This is a genomic window from Wenjunlia vitaminophila DSM 41686 (assembly GCF_000380165.1).
In the GTDB taxonomy this organism is placed as follows: Bacteria; Actinomycetota; Actinomycetes; order Streptomycetales; family Streptomycetaceae; genus Wenjunlia; species Wenjunlia vitaminophila.
Genome location: NZ_KB904660.1, coordinates 87,080 through 96,905, shown reverse-complemented (window position 1 = coordinate 96,905; position 9,826 = coordinate 87,080). Strand labels below are relative to the sequence as shown.

General features: G+C 71.5%; 7 protein-coding genes. 2 read left to right on the top strand and 5 right to left on the bottom strand.

Going from position 1 to position 9,826, the window contains the following annotated elements; genetic code table 11:
- Positions 1 to 543: GTP-binding protein (locus tag A3IG_RS0110395; RefSeq protein WP_018383501.1), on the top strand; the 543-nt coding region annotated here is incomplete at its 5' end.
- Positions 544 to 658: 115 nt separating this feature from the next.
- On the opposite strand, the gene A3IG_RS0110390 is transcribed toward A3IG_RS0110395, so the two are convergent.
- The 4 genes from A3IG_RS0110390 to A3IG_RS0110375 form a co-directional block, all read right to left on the bottom strand.
- Complete coding sequence (locus tag A3IG_RS0110390) at positions 659 to 1,150, bottom strand: hypothetical protein (RefSeq protein WP_018383500.1); 492 nt, start codon at positions 1,148 to 1,150, stop codon at positions 659 to 661.
- A gap of 161 nt (positions 1,151 to 1,311) precedes the next feature.
- Positions 1,312 to 2,937 carry a citramalate synthase gene (gene cimA, locus A3IG_RS0110385; protein WP_018383499.1) on the bottom strand — a complete coding sequence of 542 codons (1,626 nt, stop codon included), beginning with the start codon at positions 2,935 to 2,937 and terminating at the stop codon, positions 1,312 to 1,314.
- A gap of 429 nt (positions 2,938 to 3,366) precedes the next feature.
- Positions 3,367 to 4,485 carry a branched-chain amino acid aminotransferase gene (locus tag A3IG_RS0110380; protein ID WP_018383498.1) on the bottom strand — a complete coding sequence of 373 codons (1,119 nt, stop codon included), beginning with the start codon at positions 4,483 to 4,485 and terminating at the stop codon, positions 3,367 to 3,369.
- A gap of 376 nt (positions 4,486 to 4,861) precedes the next feature.
- The gene (locus tag A3IG_RS0110375; RefSeq protein WP_018383497.1) at positions 4,862 to 5,932 is read right to left on the bottom strand and encodes a 3-isopropylmalate dehydrogenase; all 1,071 of its coding nucleotides are present in this window, start codon (positions 5,930 to 5,932) and stop codon (positions 4,862 to 4,864) included.
- Positions 5,933 to 6,077: 145 nt separating this feature from the next.
- On the opposite strand from A3IG_RS0110375, the gene A3IG_RS0110370 reads away from it, so the two are divergent.
- Complete coding sequence (locus A3IG_RS0110370; protein ID WP_026220112.1) at positions 6,078 to 7,673, top strand: purple acid phosphatase family protein; 1,596 nt, start codon at positions 6,078 to 6,080, stop codon at positions 7,671 to 7,673.
- 544 nt (positions 7,674 to 8,217) lie between these two features.
- Here A3IG_RS0110370 and serA read toward each other — a convergent pair.
- Positions 8,218 to 9,810: a phosphoglycerate dehydrogenase gene (serA, locus tag A3IG_RS0110360; RefSeq protein WP_018383494.1), complete on the bottom strand. Its 1,593-nt coding sequence runs from the start codon at positions 9,808 to 9,810 to the stop codon at positions 8,218 to 8,220.
- Positions 9,811 to 9,826 lie beyond the last annotated feature (16 nt).

Here is a 9,826-nt window from a genome sequence, read left to right as displayed (position 1 = left end):
ACCACGTCTGCGAAGATCGTGATCGCGGGCGGGTTCGGCGTCGGCAAGACGACATTCGTCGGCGCCGTGTCGGAGATCAATCCGCTGCGCACCGAGGCCGTCATGACCTCCGCCTCCGCCGGCATAGACGACCTCACCCACGCCCCCGACAAGACCACCACCACGGTCGCCATGGACTTCGGCCGCATCACCCTGGACGAAGACCTCATCCTCTACCTCTTCGGCACCCCAGGACAGGACCGCTTCTGGTTCATGTGGGACGACCTCGTCCGCGGCGCCATCGGCGCCGTCGTCCTCGTCGACACCCGCCGCCTCGCCGACTGCTTCCCCGCAGTCGACTACTTCGAGAACAGCGGACTCCCCTTCGTCATCGCCCTCAACGGCTTCAACGGACAACAGCCCTACCAACCCGACGAAGTCCGCGACGCCCTCCAGATCCCCACCGACACCCCCATCATCACCACCGACGCACGCAACCGCTCAGAAACCAAATCCACCCTCATCACCCTCGTCGAACACGCCCTGATGGCGCGGTTGCGCTAGCGCGTACGCACAGCGTCCCCGTACGGCTCGTGGCCGTACGGGGATTTCTCATTGCTGCCCGGGGGGCGCGTGGCTGGCGGGCCCCCCGGGCGGACGGCGCTGGCCGGGTCAGTCCCTAGCAGCCGCCGCAGTTGTAGTACGTGATGTCCCAGTGGTCGCCCTCGCGGTAGTAGACGTTCCCCGACCCGGACTGCCACTTGGAACTGCCGATGTACGAGAAGTTGCCGGTCACGTAGTTGTTGAGACAGGTGGACAGGCTCATGTCGAGCTTGTAGCCGTTCCAGTGGCTGTAGGTGCCGCTGGCGTGGCCGGTCTCGGTGCCGCCGGTGATGTTCAGGGCACAGCCGCTGGCGCTCTTCAGGGTCTGGGCACCCTGCACCGTGGTGAGGTTGATCTGCTCGAACGAGGTGCAGGTGGAGTTGTACCGGTCGGAGCAGTTCCCGCTGGAGGACCAGGTGATCCCCGACGAGCGGAACATGCTGGCGGCCTCGGAGTGGCTCAGCTTGGTGACCGCGTGCGCCTCGGTGGTGGAGGCCAGCCCTACTCCGGGAGCGAACATCAGGGTGGCGGCCATCGCGCCGGCACCCACTGCGGCGCGCACACGCATGGAACTTGTTATCGCGGCCATGACAAGTCCTTCCTCCAGGGACCCACGGTGGGCCGAAGGTGGGGAGCGCTCACATGATGCCTGCTTCTACGCTCGTAGACCAGAGGGCCGGCCGGGGCCGGAACCCCGGCCTCCCCCCGGTGGAACCGGCGCCGTGCCGCTCACCCCCCGGGCCGCACCCCGGCACGGAGCAGGCCGTAGGTGTACGCGTCGTCCAGCGCCTGCCAGGATGCCGCGATGACGTTGGTGCCGACACCGACCGTGGACCACTCCCCGCGGCCGTCGGTCATCTCCACCAGCACCCGCGTGACCGACTTGGTCCCCTGCTCGCCCCACAGGATGCGGACCTTGTAGTCCACCAGGTCCATTCCGGCGAGCTCCGGGTGGGTGCGCTCCAGCGCCAGCCGCAGCGCCTTGTCCAGGGCGTTCACCGGTCCGTTGCCCTCGGCCGTGCTGACCAGGCGCTCCCCCTTGGCCCAGAGCTTGACGGTGGCCTCGTTGGCGTGGGTCCCGTCGGGGCGGTCCTCCACGATGGCCCGCCAGGACTCGACGCGGAAGTAGCGGGCGGCCGGTTCGCCGGTCCTGTGGCGTTCGGACTCGTCCCTCAGCAGCAGTTCGAACGAGGCGTCTGCGGCCTCGTAGGTGTAGCCGGCGCTCTCCCGCTCCTTGACCCGCTCCACGATCCGGCCGAGCAGCTCGCGGTCGGCCGACAGGTCGTACCCCAGCTCCTTCCCCTTGAGCTCGATCGAGGCCCGCCCGGCCATGTCGGAGACCAGCATCCGCATGCTGTTGCCCACCAGCTCCGGGCTGATGTGCTGGTACAGGTCCGGGTCCACCTTGATCGCCGAGGCGTGCAGCCCGGCCTTGTGGGCGAACGCGGAGACCCCGACGTAGGGCTGGTGGGTGGACGGGACCAGGTTGACCACCTCGGCGATGGCGTGGGAGATCCGCGTCATCTCGGACAGGCAGCCCTCGGGCAGCACCCGCCGGTCGTACTTGAGCTCGAGGGCTGCCACCACCGGGAACAGGTTGGCGTTGCCGACCCGCTCACCGTAGCCGTTGGCGGTGCACTGCACGTGGGTCGCTCCCCCGTCCACCGCGGCCAGGGTGTTCGCCACGGCGCACCCGGTGTCGTCCTGGGCGTGGATGCCGAGGCGCGCGCCGGTGTCCTCGTGCACCAGGCTGACCACCGCGTGGACCTGCGCCGGCAACATCCCGCCGTTGGTGTCGCAGAGCACCACCACGTCGGCGCCCGCGGTGTGGGCGGCACGGACCACCGCCTTGGCGTACTCGGGATTGGCGCGGTACCCGTCGAAGAAGTGCTCGCAGTCGACGAACACCCGCCGGCCGTGGGCCCGCAGGTGGCCCACCGTGTCCCGGACCATGGCCAGGTTCTCCTCCAGGGTGGTCCGTAGCGCCAGCTCCACGTGCCGGTCGTGTGACTTGGCCACCACCGTCACCACCGGGGCACCGGACTCCAGCAGCGCCGCCACCTGCGGGTCGTCCTCGACCCTGACCCCGGCCCGGCGAGTGGCGCCGAACGCGACGAGTTGCGCGTGCCGCAGGCCCAGCTCCGTCCTGGCCCGGGCGAAGAACTCGGTGTCCCTGGGGTTGGCTCCCGGCCAACCGCCCTCGATGAAGCCCACGCCGAAGTCGTCCAGGTGACGGGCGATGGTGAGCTTGTCGGCGACGGTGAGGGTGATGCCCTCACGCTGGGCTCCGTCGCGCAGCGTGGTGTCGAAGACGTGGAAGCCGTCGTGGGGACGGCGGGACGTGGTGCCCGTCATGGCTGGACTCTCCTGTCGGGATCCGGGTCGAGAGAAGATCCCGGTACCACTGTGCCTCCTGGCCGCGCGCTGCGCCGTCCTGCCGATGGGCCGGTCGGGGTGCCGTAAAAACGAAACGACCCCTCGCGGGTGCGAGAGGTCTGCGCGCGGGTCTGGGACACGATGGCCGCTGCCGTGCTGGGTCTGCCGGAGCGGTCACTGCGGACCGGCGCGCCTGCTGCCAATAATCATCACGGCGAGCGAGTGCACGGCGCCAGTCTGGCACACCTCGCCTCGAAGCGGACAATCGTCTCAGGATGCGGTCGCTTCGGTGTGTGTCACGGGTGGAGGCTCCGGGGGCCGCCGCCCGTGGACCGCGGCCCCTCGGTCGCGACCGGGCAACCGGCTCCCTGAGCCCCCGGTCGGGCCGGGGGCTCAGGGCCGGCGTCGTCAGAGGATGCGGTGCATCCAGCCGTACGGGTCGGGGGCGCCGCCGGTCTGGATGTCCAGGAGGGCCTTCCGCAGCCGCATGGTGATCTCACCCGGCCCGCCGTCGGCGACCGTCCAGTTCGCCGCGGTCGACTTCACCGTCCCCACGGGGGTGATCACCGCGGCCGTGCCACACGCGAAGACCTCGGTCAGCGAGCCGTCCGCGTTCCCCTGCTGCCACTCCTCCACGCTGATCCGCCCCTCGCCCGACTGGTAGCCGAGGTCGGACGCGAGCGTGAGCAGGGAGTCGCGGGTGACCCCGGGCAGCAGGGCACCGGTCAGCTCGGGCGTGACCAGCCGCGCCCCGGGACCGGCCCCGTAGACGAAGTACAGGTTCATCCCCCCCATCTCCTCCACCCAGCGGTGCTCGGCGGCGTCCAGCCAGACCACCTGGTCGCAGCCCTGCTCCGCGGCGTGCGCCTGGGCCACCAGGGAGGCGGCGTAGTTCCCCGCGCACTTGGCCTCCCCGGTGCCGCCCGGCGCCGCCCGGACGTACTCCCGGGACAGCCAGACCGAGACTGGCTTGATCCCACCGCTGAAGTAGGCGCCGGCCGGCGAGGCGATGAGCATGAACAGGTACTCGTCCGCCGGCTTGACGCCGAGGCCGCTCTCCATGGCGAACATGAAGGGCCTCAGGTACAGGCTCTGCTCCGGCTTGCTGGGCACCCACGCCTCGTCCTGGGTGACCAGGGCCTCCACCGCGGCCACAAACGTTTCCTCGGGCAGCTCGGGCATGGCCAGGCGACGGGCGGACCTGCGGAAGCGGACGGCGTTCTGGTCAGGGCGGAACGTCGCCACCCCGCCGTCCGGCTGCCGGTACGCCTTGAGTCCCTCGAAGATCGACTGCCCGTAGTGCAGGGCCATGTTGGAAGGATCGATCTCCAACGGTCCGTAGGGCACCAACTGGGCATCGTGCCAGCCACGGCCCGAGGTCCAGCGGATCGTCACCATGTGGTCGGTGAAGACCCGGCCGAAACCGGGGTTGGCCAGCCGGGCCTCGCGCTCGGCGGCGGGCAGCGGCTGCGCCGAAGGCTTCCGTTCGATGGTCAGGGGGGCCTGTGCGCTCGAGGGCGTGGTCATCTTCGTGTCCTTCACCTGTGTAGTGGTGGACCGCACCCGCCCCACCGGTACTCGGACGTCCTAGCTTATGGTCGGACGGCGACACCTCGGGCAGGGGGGTGCCGGGGTGCCACCGCGAAGCGGCAGGCCAGACGTGGCAAAAGGCGCGGGTCGCGTCCCTGGGACGATGGTCGCATCCCTCCGCTGGATATCCCAGCCTCGGAACGTACCGGACCAAGGGGGCGACCGGGGCCGGCCGGGCACCGCCACGCCGCTCGGGCGGTGGCCGAGGGACCCGCGGGCGGCCCGGCCCCGACGAACGGCTGCGGGCCGGGAACGACCCGTCGGGGCCGCCGGCCGTGCGGCGCCCCCGACCGGTCCGTGACCGCCGGCTCGGTCAGCCGGCCACGGCGGACGCGAGCGCGTCGCCGATCTGCGAGGTGGTCCGCGGGGCCGCACCCGGGCGTGAGGAGAGGTCCGCGGCGACCACGGACTCGATCCTGGCGGCCTCCTCGGGGAGTCCGAGGTGCCGCAGCATCAGCGCGACCGAGAGGACGGTGGCGGTGGGGTCCGCCTTGCCGGTACCGGCGATGTCCGGGGCCGAGCCGTGCACCGGCTCGAACATGGACGGGAAGGCACCGCTGGGGTTGATGTTGCCGCTGGCCGCGAGGCCGATGCCACCGGTGATGGCCGCGGCGAGATCGGTGAGGATGTCGCCGAAGAGGTTGTCGGTGACGATGACGTCGAACCGTTCCGGCTGGGTCACCAGGAAGATGGTCGCCGCGTCCACGTGCAGGTAGTCGGTGGTGACCTCGGGGAACTCCGTGGCCACCCGCTGGAAGATCTCGTCCCACAGGTGGCCGGCGTGCACCAGCACGTTGGTCTTGTGGACCAGGGTCAGCTTGCGGCGGGGACGGGCCTTGGCCCGGGCGAAGGCGTCGCGGACCACCCGTTCGATGCCGAACGCCGTGTTCAGGCTCACCTCGGTGGCCACCTCGTGCGGGGTGCCGGCGCGCAGCCGGCCGCCGTTGCCCACGTAGGGGCCCTCGGTGCCCTCCCGCACCACCACGAAGTCGATCTCCGGCCCGCCCGGGGCGGCGCCGTCGGCGCGGTGGGCGGCGAGCGGGGAGTCCACCCCGGGGAAGAGGCGGGCCGGGCGCAGGTTCACGTGGTGGTCGAAGGCGAACCGCAGCTTCAGCAGCAGTCCCCGCTCGAGCACCCCGGCCGGGACCGTGGGGTCCCCGATCGCGCCGAGCAGGATGGCGTCGTGGCTCTGGAGCTCCTTGAGCACACCGTCGGGCAGGGTCTCCCCGGTGGCGTGGTAGCGGCTGGCGCCGAGGTCGTATCCGGTGGTCTCCACCCGGACCGTCTCGGGCAGGACGGCGTCGAGGACCTTGAGGCCTTCGGCCACCACGTCCTGGCCGATACCGTCACCGGGAATGACTGCGAGGTGGAGGGTGCGTGACATGCGCGGCATGCTAGTGGGCGTCCCGGTCTATGACACGGCTCGTCCACGATATGGACGCCGTTCGGGGTGCCAGGCATTTCCCGGATGGCCGTAGACATCGTGTCACACTTCAGCCGCTTTGCCTGGTATGCCACATTCCTGTGGCATGAGGAGCACAGATTCGGGCCCGCCGCACCCCTCGAAGCGGCTGAGCATGGCCGAGCAGCACGCCTACCTGCGCGAGACGGTGCCCACCCGACGCGGGGTGCTGCGCCGGGGCGCGGTGGTCGCCGGTGCCGCGGTGGGCGCCGACACCCTGCTCACCCGCCCGGCCGGGGCCGTCGTCCCCGCCGGCCCGACGCTGCTCGACAGGCCGGCCACCGGGGTGGCACGCGGCGTCGCCGTCGCCCCCTTCGGCCGGCACCTCGCGTTCGGCGCCGATCCGCGGACCCAGGTCCGGGTGTCCTGGCAGGTCCCCGTCGCGGTCCGTCGGCCGTTCGCCCGGATCGGCCTGCGGCCCTGGGAACTGGACCGGCGGCTACCCGCCAGGGTGTGCGCCCTGCACACCCCGGCGCTCGGTCCGAAGGCGGGCCCGGTGGAGCAGTACTACCTGCACGTGGCGGTGGACGGGCTGCGGCCCGGCACCACCTACTTCTACGCGGTGGGACACGACGGCTTCGACCCCGCGTCGTCCCCGGCCCTCGGCGCGATCGGCTCGTTCACCACCGCTCCCCCCGCCGGTGCCAGGACCCGGTTCTGCTTCACCGCCTTCGGTGACCAGGGCGTGGGCCCCCACGCCGTGGCCAACGACAGCCTGGTGCTGGCCCAGGACCCGGCGTTCCACCTGCACGCGGGGGACATCTGTTACGCCGACACCAGCGGGTACGGCGCCACCAGCGACGCCTACGACCCGCGCACCTGGGACGTGTTCTTCACCCAGACCGAACCCGTGGCCTCCCGGGTGCCGTGGATGGTCACCACCGGCAACCACGACATGGAAGCGTGGTACTCCCCCACCGGCTACGGCGGGGACCAGGCGCGCTTCACCTTCCCCGACAGCGGACCGCTGCCCGCGCTGGCCCCCGGGGCCTACTCCTTCCGCTACGGCAACGTCGCGGTGGTGGCCCTGGACGCCAACGACGTCTCCTACGAGATCCCGGCCAACCTCGGTTACACCGGCGGCCGGCAGACCGCCTGGCTCGACCGGGAACTGGCTCGCCTGCGGGCCCTGGAGGACATCGACTTCGTGGTGGTCTTCTTCCACCACTGCGCCTACTCCACCACCCGCGACCACGCCTCGGACGGGGGTGTGCGGGAGCACTGGGTCCCGCTGTTCGACCGGTACCGGGTGGACCTGGTGGTCAACGGGCACAACCACGTCTACGAGCGCACCGACGCGGTGCGCTCGAACGCGGTGACCGCCCGGGTCCCGGTCGGCGCCACCGTCCGCCCGCAGACCGACGGCACCGTGTACGTCACCGCCGGTGGCGGGGGACGGGGCCTGTACGGGTTCCCCGCGCCGAGCCACCACGCCGGCCACGGCCGCCCCACGGAGCAGGTGGCGACGTACCGCTGGACGGAGACCGGGGAGCGCGACGCCGAGGTGGTGGAGTGGTCCCGGGTGCGCTACCCGGGGTACTCGTTCCTGAAGGTGGAGGCGGTTCCCGCACCCCGCGGGGCCACCACCCGGCTGGAGGTCTCCGCGTTCACCGACACCGGCGCGCTGGTGGACCGCTTCACCCTGGCCCGGGTCGCCCGCTGACCCCGCCGCCGGGGCCGGGCCGGGTGCCGGCAGGTCGGGCTCAGTCGTTGTCCTCGCCCTGGGCGTGGCCGGTCTCGCCCCCGTTGTCCCGGCGGTCCAGCGCACGCTGGAGGGCCTCGGTGGCGCGCTTGCGGGCGTTGTCGTCCATGGCTCACTCCGTTTCACGGCAGGTGGGTACGGCAGACGGGTTGCTTCTCACAGCGGAGGGGAACGTCCGACCCCGACGGGTGGCGGACCGCGCCCGCATGGGTGGCAGGTGGCGGCGGATTCCGCGCGGGAGGACCCGGGGTGGTGGGCAGGGGCGGAGGGTGGCCTGTTGCGGCACCGGGGAGCGGCGCGTCGGCTGGGTCCAGCGGACACGCGCCGCACGGTCGGACAACTCCACGCTAAGGGCAGACAGCCCGGTTGTCTCGCCAGTTACTAGGGTTTCCTACTATCTGAGACGGGAGCGCTCCCCCGCGGCTCCGCCCCCCCGGGAAACGGCCGTGCCCCACCCCCCGCGGGGGGGGTGGGGCACGGCAGGTGGGACGTGAGGTGGGGACGCTCAGTCCGCCAGGTTCACCACGCGCGCCGAGGTGGCGCCGATCTCCCCGGCCACCTCGGTCAGCACCGACTGCGGGATCTCGCTGTCCACGGTGAGCGCCACCAGGGCCTCACCGCCCTGGGCGGCCCTGGCCACCTGCATGCCGGCGATGTTGATGCCCGCCTCGCCGATGATCCGGCCCAGAGTGCCCACCACGCCCGGCCTGTCCTCGTAGGCCAGGAACGCCATGTGGTCGCTGAGCACGAGGTCCACGTCGTACTCCCCGATCCCGACGATTTTCTGGGCGTGCTTGGGACCGATCAGCGTCCCGGCGACCGAGACCTCGTCGCCGCTGGCCAGGGTGCCTCGCACGGTGACCACGTTGCGGAACTCCGGGCTCTCGTTGCTGGTCGTCAGCCGCACCTCGACACCGCGCTCCTGGGCGAAGAGCGGCGCGTTCACATAGCTGACGGTCTCCGCCACCACGTCCGCGAACACACCCTTGAGCGCCGCCAGCTCCAGCACCTTCACGTCGTGCTGGGTCAGCTCGCCGCGCACCTCCACGTCGAGCCGGACCGCCACCTCGCCGGCCAGCGCGGTGAAGATCCGCCCCAGCCGCTCGGCCAACGGGAGCCCGGGGCGCACGTCCTGGGCGATGATCCCGCCCTGCACGTTCACCGCGTCCGGGACCAGCTCGCCCGCGAGGGCGAGCCGCACCGACCTGGCGACCGCGACACCCGCCTTCTCCTGTGCCTCGTCGGTGGAGGCGCCCAGGTGCGGGGTGGCCACCACGTTGTCGAACTGGAACAGCGGGGAGTCGGTGCACGGCTCCTTGGCGAAGACGTCCAGCCCCGCGCCCGCGACCCGGCCCTCCTTCAGGGCGCTGGCCAGCGCCTCCTCGTCCACGATCCCGCCGCGGGCGGCGTTGACGATCCGCACCGAGGGCTTGACCTTGCGCAGCGCGTCCTCGCCGATCAGACCGATGGTCTCCGGGGTCTTGGGCAGGTGGACGGTGATGAAGTCGGAGACCTCGAGCAGCTCGTCCAGGCTCAGCAGGCGCACCCCCATCTGGGCGGCGCGGGCCGCCTGCACATAGGGGTCGTAGGCCACGACCTTCATGCCGAACGCCGACATGCGCTGCGCGACCAGGACGCCGATCCGCCCCAGGCCCACCACGCCGAGCACCTTCTCGCTGAGCTCGACGCCGGTGTACTTGCTGCGTTTCCACTCACCGTTGCGGAGCGCGGCGTTGGCCGGGGCGATGTTGCGGGCGGTGGCGATCAGCAGGCCGCAGGCGAGCTCCGCGGCGGTGACGATGTTCGACGTCGGGGCGTTCACCACCATCACCCCGGCCTTGGTGGCGGCGGAGACGTCGACGTTGTCCAGACCCACACCCGCGCGGGCGACCACCTTCAGCCGCTGTGCGGCGGCGATGGCCTCGGCGTCCACCTTGGTGGCGCTGCGGACCAGGACGGCGTCCACATCGGCGATGGCCGGCAGCAGCTCGGCCCGGTCGGCACCGTTGCAGTGGCGGATCTCGAAGTCCGGCCCCAGGGCGTCCACGGTGGCGGGCGACAGCTCTTCGGCGATGAGTACGACAGGCTTCGGGGGCACGGGGGGAATCCCCCGA